Below are 16,654 nucleotides of genomic sequence, written 5' to 3'. Positions count from 1 at the left end.
AAGCCTAGGAGATGGGCGCTTCGGACGCCGTACCGAAGGGCGTCACTTCGCGCAGGAATCCTCGAAGATCGAGGAAGTTGCCCAGGGAAATCCGGTGTTCCTCACACGCCAGCCACGTTTTGCGGTAGTCGGGGGCGTGCAACTTGGGATTGTTCCACCGCAGTTGCCAGGCTGCTTCGGCGCGACAGCCCTTGGCCGAGCACTGGGGCTCGAGGCTCTGAGGACTGGCGGAGGAGAGATCCATCGGAGAATTATTGCGCCGGGCGACCACGGGGGAAGTCGCCCGGCGACGCGATGAATGTTACACGGTTCACGGCGTGACGCATCCACCCGGCTCGGGTGCCCGATCCGGCGCATCGCGCAGAAAGATCGACACGTCTGGACCATGGTGGCGGTCAACGGCGGCGCGTAATGCGACACCACGAGCGCGCTCTCAGGTCGGTCGTGTAAGTCTTGAGCGTCGGCAGCACGCCGGCGCGAGGAGTCGATGGCATTTTCGACCGCTGTGGAGGACCGGTGGCTCAGCCGCTCACGCCCGAGACCGAGACCAACAACGGCGCGGCCGCGCCGGTGCCCCCGGCACAGGACGCCTCGCAGCTCGAGCGCGCGATGTTCGAGGTCAAGCGGGTGATCGTCGGGCAGGACCGGATGGTCGAGCGCATGTTCGTGGCGCTGCTCGCGCGCGGGCACTGCCTGCTCGAGGGCGTGCCGGGCGTGGCCAAGACGCTCGCCGTCGAGACCCTGGCCCGGGTGGTCGGTGGCACCTTCTCCCGGGTGCAGTTCACTCCCGACCTGGTGCCGGCCGACATCGTCGGCACCCGCATCTACCGGCAGAGCAGTGAGAAGTTCGACGTCGAGCTCGGTCCGGTCTTCGTCAACTTCCTGCTCGCCGACGAGATCAACCGGGCGCCGGCCAAGGTGCAGTCGGCGCTGCTCGAGGTGATGGCCGAGCACCAGGTGTCGATCGGCGGGCAGTCGCACGCGGTGCCCGACCCCTTCCTGGTCATGGCGACGCAGAACCCGATCGAGCAGGAGGGCGTCTACCCGCTGCCCGAGGCGCAGCGCGACCGCTTCCTCATGAAGATCCTGGTGGGCTACCCGACCGACGCCGAGGAGCGGGAGATCGTCTACCGGATGGGGGTCAGCGCCCCCGAGCCCAAGGTCGTCTTCACCCCGGAGGACCTGCTCGGCCTCCAGCGCCGCGCCGACCAGGTCTTCGTGCACAACGCTCTGGTCGACTACACGGTCCGGCTGGTGCTGGCCACCCGCGCCCCGGCACAGCACGGCATGCCCGACGTGGCGCAGCTCATCCAGTACGGCGCGAGCCCGCGCGCCTCGCTCGGCATCGTCCGGGCCACCCGGGCCCTGGCCCTGCTGCGGGGCCGCGACTACGCGCTCCCGCAGGACGTGCAGGACATCGCGCCCGACATCCTGCGTCACCGTCTGGTGCTCAGCTACGACGCGCTGGCCGACGACATCCCGGCCGACCACATCGTCAGCCGCATCATGCAGAGCGTTCCGCTGCCCTCGGTCGCGGCCCGCCAGGGCACCTCGCCCAACGGCACCCACCCGTCGGCCGCGCCCGTCAGTGGGGTTCCGCAGGGCGCGCCCGCCCAGAACGGAGCGGCATGGCCGGCCCAACACTGAACGGCCCAGCACCGAACGGCCCAGCACTGAACGGCTCGGCGCCGAATGGCTCGGCACCGAACGGCTCGGCGCTGATCGGTTCGGCCCGGGCCGGTGCGGCGCTGAGCGGGCTGGCGCCCGAGGGCGAGACCGGGACCGCCCGGGCCGAGGCGGTGCTGTCCCGGCTCCAGCTGCTGGTCACGCGCAAGCTCGACGGGCTGCTCCAGGGCGACTACGTGGGCCTGCTGCCCGGCCCCGGCAGCGAGGCCGGGGAGTCGCGCGAATACCGGCCCGGCGACGACGTGCGCCGCATGGACTGGCCGGTCACCGCCCGCACCACGCTGCCGCACGTGCGGCGCACGGTGGCCGACCGGGAGCTGGAGACCTGGATGGCGGTCGACCTGAGCGCCAGCCTCGAGTTCGGCACCGCCCAGTGGCTCAAGAGCGACCTCGTGATGGCCGCGGCGACCGCGATGGCCCACCTGACCGTGCGCGGCGGCAACCGCATCGGTGCGGTCGTGGGCACCGGCACGGGCGTACGGCCGAAGAGCGGAACCCGCTGGGGCCGCAAGCGGGACCCGCAGCCGCAACCCGGCAGCGAGGTCGTCCGGATGCCCGCCCGGCCCGGCCGCAAGGAGGCGCAGGGGCTGCTGCGCGCGATCGCCCGCACCGAGATCAGGCCCGGGCGGGCCGACCTGGGCGCGCTGATCGACATGCTCAACCGGCCGCCGCGGCGGCGAGGTGTGGCCGTGGTGATCAGCGACTTCATGGCCCCGGTGGACGGCTGGTCCCGGCCGATCCGCAAGCTGGCGGTGCGGCACGACGTGCTCGCGATCGAGGTCGTCGACCCGCGCGAGCTGGAGATCCCCGACGTCGGCGTGCTGACCCTGGCCGACCCCGAGACCGGCGCGCTGCACGAGGTGCAGACCGCCGACCCGAAACTGCGCGCCCGCTACGCCGAGGCGGCCGCACAGCAACGCGGCGAGATCGCCCGGGCGCTGCGCGCCGCCGGCGCCGCCCACCTGCGCCTTCGTACCGACACCGACTGGCTGCTGGACGTGGTCCGATTCGTGGCCGCCCAGCGACACGCACGCACCCGGGGGACCACGCGATGATCCGTTTCCTGGAGCCCTGGTGGCTGCTGGCGCTTCTGCCGGTGGTCATCGTCGCCGGCGTCTACGTGTTCCGGCAGTTCCGCCGCCGGCAGTACGCGATGCGGTTCACCAACGTCGACCTGCTCCGCACGCTCGCCCCGCGCGGGCTGGGCTGGCGCAAGCACGTCTCGGCGGCCGCGTTCCTGCTCTCCCTGCTGACCCTGGGCGCCGCGCTGGCCCGGCCCTCGGTCGACAAGGAGGAGCCGCTGGAGCGGGCCACGGTCATGCTCGCCATCGACGTGTCGCTGTCGATGGAGGCCGACGACGTCGCCCCGAACCGGATCGAGGCGGCTCAGGAGGCGGCCAAGGCGTTCGTCAACGAGCTGCCACCCACGTACAACCTGGGTCTGGTGTCGTTCGCGAAGTCGGCGAACGTGCTGGTGTCGCCGACCAAGGACCGCTCCGAGGTGATCTCCGGGATCGACGGGCTGTCGCTGGCCGAGGCCACCGCGACCGGCGAGGCGGTCTTCACCTCGCTCGACGCCATCCGCTCGGTGCCGGCCGACGGGGCCGACGGCGCGCCGCCGGCCCGGATCGTCCTGCTCTCCGACGGCTACCGCACGTCGGGCCGGTCGATCGAGGACGCGGCGACAGCGGCCTCGCAGGCGAACGTGCCGGTCTCGACGATCGCCTTCGGCACCGACACCGGTGTGGTCGACATCCGCGGCGCGCTGCAGCGGGTGCCGGTCGACCGGCTGTCGCTGCAGCAGCTGGCGGAGAAGACCGACGGCTACTTCTACGAGGCGGCGTCGGTGAGCGAGCTCAAGAAGGTGTACGAGGACATGGGCAGCTCGATCGGCCACCGGGTGCAGCCGCGCGAGGTGACTCAGTGGTACGCCGGGGTGGCGCTCCTGCTCGGCCTCGCGGCGGCCGCCGGCAGCCTGCTCTGGACGTCGCGGCTGCCGTAGAACCCGGTCATGGGTTGCCGTGCACGAGGACGAACAGGACGACCACCCAGACGGCGGCGATGGTGAAGCTCAACGGTGCGACGAAGTTCTTCATGTCGGGGGCTACTTCCGCGCGGTGACGGGCGAGGGGAAGCGCACACGGTCATGTCGCGGCCGGCACCCGCGCATCCGGCGTCGCGGTGCACACGACTGGGCCAGCGCCGTCGACGGGACGGCACCGGTGGATGCGGGGCGGTGAAAGGAACGTGTCAGCGACGGGGCTGACGAACGGCCCGGCCGCGACTAGGAGGATCGCTATCTCGCACAGCGATCACCTCCCGAGAGTCGTTTCGGCGTCAGGGCCGGATGGCACAATACCCCTTAAGGTTCCGCTAAGAAACTTCCCCCGCCCCGTCGTGGCGCGGAACACCCGACAGGACGACATCGCCGACCGCGCGCAGGGTGGCGCTGCCCGGCGCCAGGTAGTAGTCGTGCCCGGCCACACCGTCGGTGGGCAGCGGAAACGCCCCGAATTCGGGATTCGACGGGCGCCGGCCGAGCCCGACCCCGAGCAGGCGTACCTGGGGGATCCGGCGGATCCAGTCGGTGGGGGCGAGCGCCGACCAGACCCGCGCGCCGCCGAGGTCGGCCGCGTGCGCGGCGCCGATGCCCGGGGCGCCCAGGGCGACCACGTCACCGACCCGCGGCAGCCGGGGCGCGGCCAGGCCGACGACGAGTGAGCCGTAGCTGTGCCCGATCAAGGTCACCGCCACGCCGGGGCGCTGGCTCTCCAGGAAGCGGACGAAGGCGACCAGCGCGGTGGCGCCGGCCCGGGCCCGCCCGTAGGTGGCGGCGGCCGGCCCGATGCCCTCCGGCGGGTCGTAGCCCAGCCAGGCGATCACCGCCACGTCCGGTGATCGCTTGCTCAGCTGCTCGTAGAGGGCGCGGGCCTGCACGCCGGGCGCGCGTCGGGGCACGCCGCCGAGGCCGCGGTCGAAGTCGGCCAGGACGGTGTCGACGCCCGGCACCAGGACGGCGACGCGCGACGCCGTGGCGAGGTCGCCGAGCACCTCCACCGCCCGCCCGTCGCCGGCCGGGTCGAAGGAGAGGAAGCGGCGGCCCTGAGCGGCCCACGTGGCGTACGGGCAGCCGGTGGCCAGCATGCGTACGGCGGTCTTGCGGTAGGCGTCTCCGAATGACAGAAGTTGATCTTGTGAAGGAGTGGGAGAAACAGGGAGGGAGAAAGCGGACAGGACCAGGACGAGCGGCAGGATTCGCATGGGCCGCAACGTCTCGCGGCGACGGCACCCCGATCGTCACCCTCCGGACCGGACATCGATGTCCTACCCCGGTACTACGAGCCCCGTCTCGTAGGCGAAGACCACCGCCTGCGCCCGGTCGCGCAGGCCGAGCTTGGCCAGGATCCGGCCGATGTGGGTCTTCACGGTCTGCTCGGCCACCACCAGATCGGCCGCGATCTCCTGATTGGACAGGCCCCGGGCGATCAGCCGCAGCACGTCGGTCTCGCGCGGGGTGAGCGCGTTCAGCGCGGTGGGCCGCGGCCGGTCGGTGGCCGGGCGGGCCGCGAACTCGGCGATCAGGCGGCGCGTCACCGATGGGGCCAGCAGGGCCTCGCCGGCGGCCACGATCCGTACGGCCTGAATGAGATCGGCGGCCGGGGCGTCCTTGAGCAGGAAACCGCTGGCGCCGGCCCGCAGTGCCGCGTAGACGTAGTCGTCCAGGTCGAACGTGGTCAGAATGATGATCTTGGCAGCCGCGAGAGCACCCGCGGAGAGCTGCCGCGTCGCCTCCAGGCCGTCCATGACCGGCATCCGCACGTCCATCAGCACGACGTCGGGCCGCAGGTCGCGGGTCCGGGTCACCGCCTGGGCGCCGTCGGCCGCGTCGCCGACCACCACCATGTCGGGCTGGGCGCCGAGCAGCGCGCCGAAGCCCTCGCGGACCATCGCCTGGTCGTCCGCGATCAGAATCTTGATCACTCGTCCGCCTCCACCGGAAGGACCGCCCGCACCACGAAAGCTCCCTCGGAGACGCCGGCGGTCAGGGTGCCACCGAGCAGTGTGGCCCGTTCCCGCATCCCCGACAGGCCGTGCCCGCCCTCGCCCGCCGGGCCGTCAGCGGCATTGCTCACCTCGAGCTCCAAGCGGCCGCCGTCGCCGCGCGCGGTCACCGCCACCGCCGCCCCCGGAGCGTGCCGCGCCGCGTTGGCCAGGGCCTCCTGCACGATCCGATAGGCGGCCAGCCCCACCGTCTCCGGGAGAGCGGGCACATCGGCGTACGACAAAGAAACCTCGACCCCCGCCGCCCGGGCCGTCTCCACCAGCTCACCCACCTCGCCGAATCCGGGTTGCGGCGCCCGCGGAGCGTCGCCCTCGCCGGTCCGCAGCACGCCCAGCAGGCGCCGCATGTCGGTCAGCGCCTCCCGGGCCGCCGACGCGATCGTCGCCAGCTCCTGCTCGGCCTCGGCCGGCAGCCCGCCCAGCCGGTAGGGGGCGGTCTCGGCCCGTACGGCGATCATCGACATGTGGTGGGCCACCACGTCGTGCATCTCGCGGGCGATCCGGGCGCGCTCCTCCAGCACCGCCCGCTTGGCCCGCTCCAGCTCGGTGAGCTCCTCGTTCTCGGCGAGCAGCCGGCGGGCACGGCGCCACCGGGACACGATGTCGCCCATCACCGTGATCACCGCCACCAGCACGGCGGCGCCCCACGCGTTGGCCTCCGGCGCATAGGCGAAGATCGGCACGACGGTGAAGGCGGCCGCCCACACTGTCAGCGCCGTGTCCTGGGTGACGGCGAGCCGGCCCAGCACGAAGAGGAACCCGAGGATCTGCACGGTGTTCCAGGGCCACGGCTCCTTCGCCGTGGCGTTCATCGACCCGATGAACAACATCACGTAGCCGAACCGCCACGCGAGGACGGGCCACCGGAAGGCGATCGCGACCGGTGCCACCGATCCGACGGCGATGACGGCGATCGCTATGCCGGCCGCCTCCCGGTTCTCCCCGAGGTACGTCGCCGCAGCTCCGCCCAGTCCGGCCAGTGCGAGAAGGCCGACCGGAAGCGCGTAGACCCAGGGCCCGCGCCGGATCGGCGGCCGGGGTGTCTCCCGGCTCCAGAGCAGCCGGCGCAACGGCCCCATGGCATTGCGCCCCGCCGCCGGGCCGATAGTCTCCATCCCGGCAGGTTACGGCGCTGACGAGGCGCCGTCGTGCCCCCGAGGTGCCACCCGGCACCCCCTACCTGGGTATGAGGAGCGTTTCGTCGTGGCTCGCACGGTATTGGTGACTGGCGGCAACCGGGGCATCGGCCTCGCCATCGCGCAGGCGTTCGCCAAGCAGGGTGACCGGGTCGCGGTGACCCACCGCGGCAGCGGCGCCCCCGAGGGCCTGTTCGGGGTGCAGTGCGACATCACCGACCCGGCCCAGGTCGACGCGGCCTTCACCGAGATCGAGAAGGAGCTCGGCCCGGTCGAGGTGCTGGTGGCCAACGCCGGCATCACCGACGACACGCTGCTGCTGCGCATGAGCGAGGAGCAGTTCGAGCGGGTCGTCGACACCAACCTCAAGGGCTCGTTCCGGGTGACCAAGCGCGCCAGCTCCAAGATGCTGCGCGCCAAGTGGGGCCGGATCATCTTCATCTCGTCGGTCGTCGGCCTCTACGGCGGACCCGGTCAGGTGAACTACGCGGCGAGCAAGGCCGGACTGGTCGGCATGGCCCGCAGCATCACTCGTGAGCTGGGCAGCCGCAACATCACGGCCAACGTGGTGGCGCCGGGCTTCATCGAGACGGAGATGACAGCGGTCTTGTCCGAGGCCCGCCAGGCGGAGATCATCAAGGCGGTTCCGGCGGGGCGGCTCGCCAGCCCCGACGAGGTGGCGGCCGCGGTGACGTTCCTGGCGAGCGACGCCGCCGCGTACATCAACGGCGCGGTCATCCCGGTCGACGGCGGCCTCGGTATGGGTCACTAAACAACTTAGGAGCGTTTTTCAGTGTCTGGACTGCTGGCCGGCAAGCGGCTGCTCGTCACCGGTGTCATCACCGACGCGTCGATCGCGTTCTCGGTGGCGAAGATCGCCCAGGAGCAGGGCGCCACCGTCGTGCTGACCGGCTTCGGCCGGATGTCGCTGGTCGAGCGCATCGCCAAGCGCCTGCCGTCGCCGCCCCCGGTGATCGAACTCGACGTGACCGATCCGGATCACCTGGCCGCGCTGCCCGGCAAGGTCCGCGAGCACGTCGACGGCATCGACGGCGTCGTGCACTCGATCGCCTTCGGCCCGCAGAGCGTGCTCGGCGGCGAGTTCCTCAACGCCAAGTGGGAAGACGTGGCCAAGGCGATCCAGGTCTCCACGTACTCGTACCAGTCGCTCGCCGTGGCCTGCCTGCCGCTGATGCAGCAGGGCGGCAGCATCGTCGGCCTGACCTTCGACGCCACCAAGGCGTGGCCGGTCTACGACTGGATGGGCGTGGCCAAGGCCGGCCTCGAGTCTGCCTCCCGCTACCTGGCGCTGCACCTGGGCAAGCAGGGCATCCGCAGCAACCTGGTCTCGGCCGGCCCGCTGCGCACGATGGCGGCCAAGTCGATCCCCGGCTTCGAGCAGTTCGAGGACGCGTGGGCCGACCGGGCGCCGCTCGGCTGGGACCTGCACGACACGTCGGCCGCCGGAAAGGCCGTCTGCGCCCTGCTCTCCGACTGGTTCCCGGCCACCACGGGTGAGGTTGTGCACGTCGACGGGGGTTACCACGCGCTCGGCGCCTGACCCGGTGACAGTATTGACGGGTGGTTTACGACGCCTTCGTCCTGCTGTCCTTCGGCGGCCCCGAGAAGCCTGATGACGTGATGCCGTTCCTGCGCAACGTGGTGCGCGGGCGCGGCGTCCCCGACGAGCGCCTGGCCGAAGTGGCCGAGCACTACTACCACTTCGGCGGCGTCTCGCCGATCAACCAGCAGAACCGCGATCTGCTGGCCGCCGTCACCTCCGATTTCGCCGCGAACGGCATCGATCTGCCGACCTACTGGGGCAACCGGAACTGGCAGCCGATGCTCGAAGACACCGTCGCCCAGATGCGCGACGACGGTGTGAAGCACGCCCTCGGCTTCGCCACCAGCGCCTACGGCGGCTACTCCTCCTGCAAGCAGTACTGGGAGGACATCGCCGACGCCCGGGCCAAGGTCGGCCCCGGCGCGCCGGTCATCTCCAAGATCCGTCAGTTCTGGGATCACCCGGGCTTCATCGATCCCAACGTCGACGCGGTGCGGGCCGCGCTGGCCACGCTCTCCGGGCGCCGCGAGACGACCCGCCTCGTCTTCACCGCCCACTCCATCCCCGTGACGATGGCCGAGACCGCCGGCCCCACCGGCGGCCGCTACACGGCGCAGCTCAACGAGACGGCCCGCCTGGTCCACGAGCGCGCCGCCGCCGACCTGCCCTGGGACCTGGTCTGGCAGAGCCGCTCCGGCCCGCCGCAGGTGCCGTGGCTCGAGCCCGACATCAACGACCACCTCGAGTCCCTGGCCGAGCAGGGCGTCACCGACGTGGTGGTCAGCCCGGTCGGCTTCGTCTCCGACCACCTCGAAGTCCTCTGGGACCTCGACAACGAGGCCGCCGAGACCGCACAGAAGCTCGGCCTCGGCTACGCCCGCGCCGCCACCCCCAACACCGACCCCCGCTTCGTCGCGATGGTTCGCGAGCTGGTCCAGGAGCGCACCGACCGCGCCCCGCTCCGGCGACTCGGTACGCTGCCGGTCTGGGACGACTGCCCGGTGAACTGCTGTCCACCACCACGGCGACGAGGAGCATGATGAAGGAGCGCAAAGCCATCGAGAGCTGGCTCACCGACATGGACGGCGTGCTCGTCCACGAAGGTGTCCCGGTCCCCGGCGCGCCCGAGTTCGTCAACAAGATGAAGTCGTCCGGCAAACCCTTCCTCATCCTGACCAACAACTCCATCTACACCCCGCGCGACCTGCAGGCGCGGCTCAACCGGATGGGCTTCGACGTGCCGGAGCAGTCCATCTGGACGGCCGCCCTGGCCACTGCGCAGTTCCTCGCCGACCAGCGCCCCGGCGGCACGGCCTACGTGATCGGCGAGGCCGGCCTGACCACGGCCATGCACGCGGCGGGCTACGTGCTGACCGAATTCGATCCTGACTACGTGGTGCTCGGCGAGACCCGCACCTACAGTTTCGAGGCCATCACCAAGGCCATCCGCCTGATCGACGGCGGCGCCCGCTTCATCTGCACCAACCCCGACGCCACCGGCCCGTCCAACGAGGGCGCCCTCCCGGCCGCCGGCTCCGTGGCCGCCATGATCTCCAAGGCGACGGGCGTCGACCCGTACTTCGTCGGCAAGCCCAACCCGATGATGATGCGCTCTGCCCTCAACACGATCGAGGCCCACAGCGAGAGCACGGCCATGATCGGCGACCGCATGGACACCGACATCCTCTGCGGCCTCGAGGCCGGCCTGGAGACGATCCTCGTCCTGACCGGCATCAGCACCCGCGAGGAGAGTGACCGCTACCCCTTCCGGCCATCCAGGGTGGTCAATTCGGTCGCCGACCTGATCCCCGAGATTTAAAGGATGTCGTAGCGGGGCGGTGGGTACGGACCGCAACTCCCGTCGAGGGCCGCGGCGGGGTGAGCAGGGCGCTGCGCGCCCAGGGCGCTCACCCCACCACGGCGACGTGCGTGAGTGGTGACGCCCAAACCCAACGCCAGGCGGCGGTGTCCGGTTCTGATCACGTGACGGAAGTCGCGGAACGGGCGTAATGGGTAATTGAGAGCGTTTCGGGTCTTATGGTGGGGGTGTGCCACGCTTTCCCAGCTCTCGCCGCGCGGTGGCCGGGTGGGTCTTCGTGGCGACGCTCGCGGGCGGCGCCGGCGTCGTCCAGCTTGACGGCCCGCGACAGGCGGAGCCCTACGAGATCAGGGCGGCGCGGCGCGTCGCTGTAGCCCACAAGCCGGCCCCCGTGCGAGTGCCGGAGGCCCGCCCGGCACCGCGCGACCTGCCGGTGATCGACTACTGGGGCGCGCCGACCGGGTTCCCCCGCGATGTGGCCCCCGCGTCCGTAGCGGCGATCTCGGAAGGCCTGCGTCCGCTCCGGAAGCTGGCCGTCTACGACGCCCCAGGCGGCCGCCCACGGGCCTTCCTGCCGAAGTCCATCAGCGGCCTGACCGTGACCGTCCCGATCGTCGAGCGGCAGCCCGGCTGGGCCGGCGTGCTGCTGCCTTCCCTGAACCGCCGCGTCGGCTGGATCCCCGAGAAGCCGGCCGGACGAGATCGGAAGGCCCAGCCACCACGCGAGCCTGCTTCCGACCGCCGTCAGGATGCCCGTCCGTCGGACGGGCAGTCGTCCGGTCGCGGAGGCGGCGCCGAACCGCTGGAGGAGCAGTCCTCCGGGCGGGGCGGCGTCGGGATGCTAGGGGAGCGGTCGTCCAGGCGTGGCGGCGGCGTCGGGCTGCTGGGGGAGCAATCGTCTGGGCGCGGCTGGGAGGCCAGGTCGCTGGGGTATCGCTTCGGGCGTGAGTGGGGGGCCCGGTCGTCGGGTGAGGGGGCTTCCGGGCGTGGGTGGGAGGTTCGGCGGCTCTCGGATCAGCTGATCCTGCACCGGCGGGAGCATCGGCTTGTCTGGCTGCGGGACGGAAAGCGGCAGGGCTCGTGGGTGGTCGCTGTCGGGGCGCGGCGGACTCCCACGCCGCTGGGGCGGACCTTTGTGCTCGGGCGGACCATCACCGTGGGCGGCGTCTACGCCGGGTTGGACGCTCTCGTGCTCGGGGCCGTGCCGGATGACCGGGCGGCGCTCGCACCGGCGCTGCGGGGCGGCCACACGGGGATTCACGCCTGGAGTCGGCGGTCCGCCTTCGGGCACAGCGTCTCCAACGGTTGCGTGCGCCTGCCCGCCGGCGCGCAGCGGACCCTGCTGCGCCACCTGGGCTCCGGCACTCCCGTCCATGTCGTCGACTGAGCGTGCGCCCGACCGTGGAGTACGCCCGACCGTGGCGCGCGCTCGAACTGTTGCGTGCGCTCGGCTGGGGGGTGCGGTCGGCTGGGGGTGCGGTCGGCTGGGGGTGCGGTCGGCTGGGCGTCTGCTCCGCTGGGGTTCGGTCGGCTGTGCGTCCGGTCTGCTCGGCTGGGCGTGCGCTTGGCTGGGCGTTCGCGGTTGAGGGTGTCAGCGGCCCAGGGCCCAGGGTGGGAGGACCTCGACGGCGGCGGAGATGAACAAGGCGTGGTCTCGGGGGGAGGGCTGGGAGAGCCACGCTTCGACGACGCCGGCGGTGCCGTGGGCCAGGAAGGCGCCGTGGGCCTTCGTACGCCAGGGGAGTGGGCCCTCGCCGGGTGGGAGGAGGGCCGGGTTCTGCTCCAGGAACGTGGTGGCCGTGGTGGCGAAGTGGTCGACCAGCAGGCGGTAGAGGGTGGCGCTGCGGTGGCCGACCAGGCCGGCGGTGTAGAGGGCGTCGAAGCGGTCCAGATGGTCGGCCATGGCGGCGGCCGAGCGTTCCCAGATGGCGCGCGGGGGTGACGTCGACGCCGCGAAGCCGGCGATCAGGTCGGCGCGCATGGCATCGAGGTCTTCGTAGAGCAGCTGCGAAAGCACCGCGGCGGGGCTCGTGGCGTGCTGGTAGAAGGTCGTGCGGTTGACGCGGGCGGCGCGGACCAGGTCGGCGACGGGGATGTCCTCGACGGGGCGGTCGGCGGCCAGGCGTACGACGGCCTCTCTCAAGCGGGTGCGGGTGCGCTGGACCCGGACGTCGACGGACACTGACGAACTTTAGCCTGTCCGGGTCCGCGCGGCCCTCACCAGCACTAACCAACACGTGTCTCTTTTCTTTTGGACGCAGTGGTGCCACCATGGAGAGGTCGCGCCCCGAAATTTCGAGAGCCGCGCGGCAACTCCTCGACGGCACCGCCCGGGACGGGCCCTGCCGTCGGTGCGCCCGGAAAGAGGCAAATGTTATGAAGGCATCCGTCACCAAGGGTCTGGGGCAGGGGTTCGTTCTCGAGGAGGTCGAGCTCGCCGACCCGATCGGGCGCGAAGTCCGCGTGGAGGTCAAGGCGTCCGGCCTGTGCCACTCCGACCTGAGCATCGCCACCTTCCTCGGTGCGGAGTTCCCGGCCGTACTGGGTCACGAGGTGGCCGGCATCGTCACCGAGGTCGGGCCGGACGCGTCCGAAGTGAAGGTGGGCGACCACGTCGTAGCCAGCCTGATCCAGTTCTGCGGTCTCTGCGTGAACTGCCTGAGCGGCCGCACCCACCTGTGCACCCGGCCCGAGTTCACGCTGCGCACGCCGGATCAGGCGCCCCGCATCACCTGGAACGGGCAGCCGGTCGCGCAGGGCATGGGTGTGGGCGGCTTCGCGCAGGAGGTGCTGCTGCACGAGAACCAGCTCGCCGTCATACCGGACGAGATGCCGTGGGCGCCGGCCGCGCTCATCGGCTGCGGCGTGCTGACCGGAGCCGGCGCGGTGCTCAACAGTGCCGGCGTTCAGTACGGCGAGACAGTCGTGGTGATCGGCGCCGGCGGAGTCGGCATGAACGCGATCAGCGGGGCCCGGCTGGCCGGCGCCGGGCAGATCATCGTGACCGACATCGAGGACGGCAAGCTGGAGCGGGCCAAGGCGTTCGGGGCCACTCACGTGATCAACTCACGGGAGGGCGACCCGGTCGAGGCGGTCCGTGCGATCACCGATGGAGGTGCGGACCACGTCTTCGACTTCGTGGGCGTACGCCCGGTCACCGCCCAGGGGTTCCAGATGCTCGGCAAGGGCGGCGGCCTCTACCTGATCGGCGCGGCCGCGGTCGACGCCGGCCTCGAGGTGAGCACCCTCGTGGCTCTCTCCGCCTCACAGAAGGTCCAGGGCGTATACATGGGATCGTCCAACCTCAAGAAGGACATCCCGTTCTACGCCTCGATGTATCTCCAGGGCCGGATGAACCTTGACGACCTGGTCTCGAAGGAGATCGGCCTGTCCGGCATCGACGAGGGCTACGACCTGCTCAAGGACGGCACCACCGCCCGCGTGGTGGTCACCGGCCTGTAGCCGGACAGGGAAAGGGCGCCACGTGGGCGCCCTTTCCGTACAGCCGAACTGTCAGCAGCGGCCCTTGGTGACCACCGGCTCCTTGCTCGCCGAGACCTTCAGGCAGGCGAACGCGCCGTCGGCCGCGACCTGGGCCACGCCGCTGCGGACGACGCCCGCCTTGACGCCGTCGCCCTCCGCGTTGCGCTCGGCCACGGCCTGCTTCAGGTAGGTGTTGACGTTGCCCTTCTCCAGCTGCATCAGCTGCACCTGGAGGCCGAGCAGACGCGCCTCGGTGTACGCCGTGTCGCCGTCGAGGTCGTCGAGGCCGCCGCCCAGGCTCGGGGTGGCGCCGCCGCCGGTGAGGCCGGAGGTCAGCTTGCTCGGGTCGATCTTCGTGGCGCCCTCGGGGGCGGCGATCTCGGCTCCCGTGGTGACCTCGAAGCGCAGCGCGGCCCGGCCGGTCGCGCCGTCGATGAACTGCAGGAAGTTCACCTCGATGGCGGTCAGCTTCTCATCCTTGATCCACAGGTCGAGGGTGATCGGCCGCTCCTTCGGCGCCTTCGGGAGCTCCTTGGTGACGTCGGTGCCGAGCTCCTTGCCGAAGACCCCGGCCAGGCGCTGGAACTCCTCGTACCCCTTCGTGGTGGACGAGGTGACCGTCAGGTGGGTCGGGTCGGCCGAGTCGCGGACGATCTGGGCGCTCTCGAACAGGTTCTTCGCGCTCGTCTGGATCTCGCTCTGCAGCTTGGCCGCCTGAGCCGGGTCCTGCGACGGGGTGGCCGCCTTGCCCAGCGCACCCTCGGCCGCCTTGGCCACGTCGACCGACACCCACTTGCCGTCGAAGAGCGCGGCCGCCTCGGGCAGCTCGCCCGTCAGGCCCTGGCGCATCTCGGTGACGTCGCTCGCGGCGGCGCCGAACTTGGTGGCCAGCTCCTGCACCGGAGCCTTGACGTAGACGACGCCGTCGATGACCCGCAGCTCGGTGCCGGTCACGCCGTCGATGGTCGCGGACAGCGACGCGCGGTCGTCCTTGTCGCCCTCGCCGGCCTTGTCGGTGGCGATGGTGAACGACGAGTTGAAGAGCTTCTTCAGCGTCTCGGCGTCGGGAACGTCCGTCGGATCCTCGAGCTTGAGGCCGGCGGCGAGGTCCTCCGGACTGCCGGTGAGCTTGACCGTGAAGCCGGTCTGCTTGGCCTCGGACAGCTGCGAGGCGGCGTTGCGCAGCTCGAGCTTGGGCTCGATCTGCTTGATCTGCTGGGCACAGGCGCCAGCGAAGGCCAGAGCGGTGGCACCAGCGGCGGTTCCCGCCAGGAGGCGCTTTACGCGCATTTTGGTTCTCCCCGTGATAAATGTCAGCAACCTAGGGTGCTGGATCGCCGTCCGGCGCGCCATAGACGAACGTACGAATCCTTGTCAACAGGCGTCTGAGTCCTTGGTCACGGGGAGCAATGGGTGCCCGGGCAATCGGGCAAGGGCGTCGCCGTGGCGAAAAATGGATTCCGGGCGCTGAGGTCAGTGCCGTTCCGCTGGTACTTCGGCGGGCAGATCGCGTCGGCCAGCGGCACCTTCCTGCAGCAGACGGCGATCGGATGGCTCGTACTGCAACTGACTGGCTCGGCGTCGGCCCTCGGTCTCGTGCTGGCCGTCGGCGGGCTCCCGTCGCTGCTGCTGGGCCCGTGGGGCGGCAGCATCGCCGACCGGTTCGACCTGCGGCGGCTCCTGATCGTCACCCAGGCGATCTACGGGGCGCTGGCGCTCGCCATCTGGATCGCGGCCACCACCGGGCACGCCGGGGTGCCGCTGGTCATCGCGATCGGTGTCGCGGGCGGCATCGTCGGCATCGTGGACTCGCCGGCGCGGCAGGCGTTCGTCTCGTCTCTCGTCCCGTCCGACGACCTGGCCAGCGCGGTCAGCCTCAACGGCGTCGTGTTCAACAGCGCCCGGGTCGTCGGCCCGGCCCTGGCCGGCGTGCTGATCGTCGCGGTCGGCGTCACCCCCTGCTTCCTGGTCAACGCGATCTCGTACCTGGCCGTGATCGGCGCGCTCCTGCTGATCCGGCCGCTCACGCGGAACAAGCGGACCGGAACGAGCCCGACCGGTGTGGCCGCCGCCGTCCGCTACGCGCGCACCCGCCAGCAGGTGTGGCTGCCGCTGACCATGATGGCGCTGGTCGGGCTGCTGGCCTTCAACTTCTCGGTGGTGCTGCCGGTGCTGGCCAAGCAGACCTTCCACGGCTCGGGCGGCACGTACGGCCTGCTCTCCACGATGCTCAGCGTCGGCTCGATCGCCGGCTCCCTCGGCGTCGGCCTGGTCAAGCACCCGCGGCGGCAGTACCTGATCGTCACCGCGCTCGCCTTCGCGGTCGGGCTCGCCGCGACCGCCGCCGCGCCGAACGTGGCCACCGCGACGGTCACGCTGCTGGTGACCGGCGCCGCCGGGTTCGCCTTCACCACGCTCGCCTCCACGACGATCCAGCTGCACACCGCGCCCGAGTACCGCGGCCGGATCGTGGCCCTCTGGGTGTTCGTCTACATCGGAACGACACCGATCGGCAGCGTGATCACCGGCTGGCTCAGTGGCCTCGGCGGCCCACGCCTGGCGCTGCTGGTCGGCGCGGTCTCCTGCGTGGTCGCCGCCCTGATCGCCCTGCGCGTGAAGACCCCGCCGCACATCGACGACACGCTGCTCGACCTGACCCCCAGTAGGTCCTGACCCGGCAGAACTAGCAGGCGAGGGGGCGAGAGCGTGAGGGCGCGTGGGCGAGAGCGTGAGGGCGCGGGGGAGGGCGCGGGGAGAGGGCGAGGGCGCGGGGGCGCGGGGAGAGGGCGAGGGCGCGAGGGCGAGGGGAGAGGGCGCGGGGCGCGAGGGCGCGAGGGCGAGGGGAGAGGGCGCGAGGGCGCGAGGGCGCGGGGGCGCGAGGGCGCGAGGGCGCGGGCGCGGGGG

The 16,654-nt window shown here is 71.4% G+C and carries 16 protein-coding genes; 10 read left to right on the top strand and 6 right to left on the bottom strand.

Annotated features, from left to right (window positions below; genetic code table 11):
• Window positions 1-4 precede the first annotated feature (4 nt).
• On the bottom strand, window positions 5-244 hold the full coding sequence (locus tag CRP55_RS24075; RefSeq protein ID WP_097322404.1) for a hypothetical protein: 240 nt from the start codon (window positions 242-244) through the stop codon (window positions 5-7).
• 272 nt (window positions 245-516) lie between these two features.
• On the opposite strand from CRP55_RS24075, the gene CRP55_RS24070 reads away from it, so the two are divergent.
• Genes CRP55_RS24070 through CRP55_RS24060 form a run of 3 tightly spaced genes read left to right on the top strand, consistent with a single transcriptional unit; the run spans window position 517 to window position 3,688 of the window.
• Entirely contained in the window at window positions 517-1,647 is a 1,131-nt protein-coding gene (locus CRP55_RS24070) for an AAA family ATPase (protein ID WP_097322403.1), read from the top strand.
• A complete protein-coding gene (locus CRP55_RS24065; RefSeq protein ID WP_097322402.1) occupies window positions 1,629-2,741 on the top strand; it encodes a DUF58 domain-containing protein in 1,113 nt (370 codons plus the stop codon). The genes CRP55_RS24070 and CRP55_RS24065 overlap by 19 nt, the downstream gene beginning before the upstream one ends.
• The gene (locus CRP55_RS24060) at window positions 2,738-3,688 is read left to right on the top strand and encodes a 26S proteasome regulatory subunit RPN10 (protein ID WP_097322401.1); all 951 of its coding nucleotides are present in this window, start codon (window positions 2,738-2,740) and stop codon (window positions 3,686-3,688) included. Before CRP55_RS24065 ends, CRP55_RS24060 begins: the two co-directional genes overlap by 4 nt.
• Window positions 3,689-4,059: 371 nt before the next feature.
• Here CRP55_RS24060 and CRP55_RS24055 read toward each other — a convergent pair whose 3' ends face one another.
• The 3 genes from CRP55_RS24055 to CRP55_RS24045 form a co-directional block, all read right to left on the bottom strand.
• A complete protein-coding gene (locus CRP55_RS24055) occupies window positions 4,060-4,947 on the bottom strand; it encodes an alpha/beta hydrolase (protein ID WP_097322400.1) in 888 nt (295 codons plus the stop codon).
• A gap of 63 nt (window positions 4,948-5,010) precedes the next feature.
• On the bottom strand, window positions 5,011-5,667 hold the full coding sequence (locus CRP55_RS24050) for a response regulator (RefSeq protein ID WP_097322399.1): 657 nt from the start codon (window positions 5,665-5,667) through the stop codon (window positions 5,011-5,013).
• The gene (locus CRP55_RS24045; RefSeq protein ID WP_245923342.1) at window positions 5,664-6,863 is read right to left on the bottom strand and encodes a sensor histidine kinase; all 1,200 of its coding nucleotides are present in this window, start codon (window positions 6,861-6,863) and stop codon (window positions 5,664-5,666) included. Before CRP55_RS24045 ends, CRP55_RS24050 begins: the two co-directional genes overlap by 4 nt.
• An 88-nt stretch (window positions 6,864-6,951) precedes the next feature.
• Here CRP55_RS24045 and CRP55_RS24040 point away from each other — a divergent pair, with 88 nt between their 5' ends.
• The 5 genes from CRP55_RS24040 (at window position 6,952) to CRP55_RS54885 (ending at window position 11,654) form a co-directional block, all read left to right on the top strand.
• Window positions 6,952-7,656, top strand: a complete 705-nt coding sequence (locus CRP55_RS24040) for a beta-ketoacyl-ACP reductase (RefSeq protein WP_097322397.1) — start codon at window positions 6,952-6,954, stop codon at window positions 7,654-7,656.
• A 21-nt stretch (window positions 7,657-7,677) separates the two neighbouring features.
• Entirely contained in the window at window positions 7,678-8,445 is a 768-nt protein-coding gene (gene fabI / locus CRP55_RS24035) for an enoyl-ACP reductase FabI (protein WP_097322396.1), read from the top strand.
• A 20-nt stretch (window positions 8,446-8,465) separates the two neighbouring features.
• A complete protein-coding gene (locus CRP55_RS24030) occupies window positions 8,466-9,488 on the top strand; it encodes a ferrochelatase (protein ID WP_097322395.1) in 1,023 nt (340 codons plus the stop codon).
• Window positions 9,488-10,267: an HAD-IIA family hydrolase gene (locus CRP55_RS24025; protein ID WP_097322394.1), complete on the top strand. Its 780-nt coding sequence runs from the start codon at window positions 9,488-9,490 to the stop codon at window positions 10,265-10,267. The genes CRP55_RS24030 and CRP55_RS24025 overlap by 1 nt, the downstream gene beginning before the upstream one ends.
• A 229-nt stretch (window positions 10,268-10,496) precedes the next feature.
• Window positions 10,497-11,654: a L,D-transpeptidase gene (locus CRP55_RS54885; protein WP_245923341.1), complete on the top strand. Its 1,158-nt coding sequence runs from the start codon at window positions 10,497-10,499 to the stop codon at window positions 11,652-11,654.
• 204 nt (window positions 11,655-11,858) lie between these two features.
• Here the strand turns inward: CRP55_RS54885 and CRP55_RS24015 are convergent, their stop codons facing one another.
• Window positions 11,859-12,449: a TetR/AcrR family transcriptional regulator gene (locus CRP55_RS24015; RefSeq protein ID WP_097322393.1), complete on the bottom strand. Its 591-nt coding sequence runs from the start codon at window positions 12,447-12,449 to the stop codon at window positions 11,859-11,861.
• A 194-nt stretch (window positions 12,450-12,643) separates the two neighbouring features.
• On the opposite strand from CRP55_RS24015, the gene CRP55_RS24010 reads away from it, so the two are divergent.
• Window positions 12,644-13,729: a zinc-binding dehydrogenase gene (locus tag CRP55_RS24010; protein WP_097322392.1), complete on the top strand. Its 1,086-nt coding sequence runs from the start codon at window positions 12,644-12,646 to the stop codon at window positions 13,727-13,729.
• Between the two features lie 51 nt (window positions 13,730-13,780).
• Here the strand turns inward: CRP55_RS24010 and CRP55_RS24005 are convergent, their stop codons facing one another.
• On the bottom strand, window positions 13,781-15,040 hold the full coding sequence (locus CRP55_RS24005; RefSeq protein ID WP_097322391.1) for a hypothetical protein: 1,260 nt from the start codon (window positions 15,038-15,040) through the stop codon (window positions 13,781-13,783).
• A 123-nt stretch (window positions 15,041-15,163) separates the two neighbouring features.
• Here CRP55_RS24005 and CRP55_RS24000 point away from each other — a divergent pair, with 123 nt between their 5' ends.
• The gene (locus tag CRP55_RS24000; protein ID WP_245923340.1) at window positions 15,164-16,423 is read left to right on the top strand and encodes an MFS transporter; all 1,260 of its coding nucleotides are present in this window, start codon (window positions 15,164-15,166) and stop codon (window positions 16,421-16,423) included.
• The last annotated feature ends 231 nt before the right edge of the window (window positions 16,424-16,654 follow it).

Origin of the sequence: Paractinoplanes atraurantiacus, assembly GCF_900215205.1 — a bacterium.
Taxonomy (GTDB): Bacteria; Actinomycetota; Actinomycetes; order Mycobacteriales; family Micromonosporaceae; genus Actinoplanes; species Actinoplanes atraurantiacus.
The sequence above is the reverse complement of the archived record's forward strand: the minus strand, read 5'-3'. Positions and strand labels throughout refer to the sequence as shown.

Bases quoted from the DNA above. Each gene is read 5' to 3' on its own strand.
- CRP55_RS24055 (WP_097322400.1), bottom strand. From the start codon at position 4,947: ATGCGAATCCTGCCGCTCGTCCTGGTCCTGTCCGCTTTCTCCCTCCCT.
- CRP55_RS24005 (WP_097322391.1), bottom strand. From the start codon at position 15,040: ATGCGCGTAAAGCGCCTCCTGGCGGGAACCGCCGCTGGTGCCACCGCT.
- CRP55_RS24065 (WP_097322402.1), top strand. From the start codon at position 1,629: ATGGCCGGCCCAACACTGAACGGCCCAGCACCGAACGGCCCAGCACTG.
- CRP55_RS24010 (WP_097322392.1), top strand. From the start codon at position 12,644: ATGAAGGCATCCGTCACCAAGGGTCTGGGGCAGGGGTTCGTTCTCGAG.
- CRP55_RS24060 (WP_097322401.1), top strand. From the start codon at position 2,738: ATGATCCGTTTCCTGGAGCCCTGGTGGCTGCTGGCGCTTCTGCCGGTG.
- CRP55_RS24025 (WP_097322394.1), top strand. From the start codon at position 9,488: ATGAAGGAGCGCAAAGCCATCGAGAGCTGGCTCACCGACATGGACGGC.
- CRP55_RS24045 (WP_245923342.1), bottom strand. From the start codon at position 6,863: ATGGAGACTATCGGCCCGGCGGCGGGGCGCAATGCCATGGGGCCGTTG.
- CRP55_RS24075 (WP_097322404.1), bottom strand. From the start codon at position 244: ATGGATCTCTCCTCCGCCAGTCCTCAGAGCCTCGAGCCCCAGTGCTCG.